The organism is Pseudaeromonas pectinilytica (assembly GCF_054780855.1).
The window spans coordinates 1-518 of sequence record NZ_BAAGVN010000138.1; the positions used below are offsets into that span (position 1 = coordinate 1).

A 518-nucleotide genomic window follows, 5' to 3' on the forward strand; every position below is an offset into this window, starting at 1 on the left:
CTTGATTACCATCGAGATTCAGCCAGCTTTAGCAATCGCTGTGGCATAGGTGCTGTTCGAATTCCTGCTCTGGCTAAATCCGTTACCATCCACTCCAGATTGAATCGGTGATTGAACTTAAAGCTGAACTCAGCCAAATACCGTGGTAGATGCTTCTGATTTATCGCGTGATAGGTTCCATGAATGGAGTTTTTCACGTTACTTATCATGGTATTGACCCACTTGAAGTAGGGCAGTTTGACGCTGTCAGGCCCACCGCCTGTCACGATCCCTAGATGAAAGCTATTGGCCTCTTCAATGCCTCGGAAACAGGCCAAACCATCCGAGACAACCAGGGATGATGGCCACAGATGCTTCTTAGCCCATTGAGTTAGTTCCTTTTTCTTGAAGCCTTCAACTGCACTGAATCGCATGAGGTTCGGGTGTCCTTCCTCATTGAGGGATACGGCTGCAACAAATGGGCGTTTGCCTGCCGCCCCGCGACCTACCTTTCCAGTTCTGGCTCCACCCCAATAAGC

General features: G+C 49.4%; 1 protein-coding gene. It reads right to left on the reverse strand.

Annotation, left to right across the window (positions count from 1 at the left end; all coding sequences use genetic code 11):
• Window positions 1-5: 5 nt before the first annotated feature.
• A partial coding sequence (locus ACYVG7_RS09855; RefSeq protein WP_460882963.1) for an IS1595 family transposase occupies window positions 6-518 on the reverse strand: 513 nt, incomplete at its 5' end.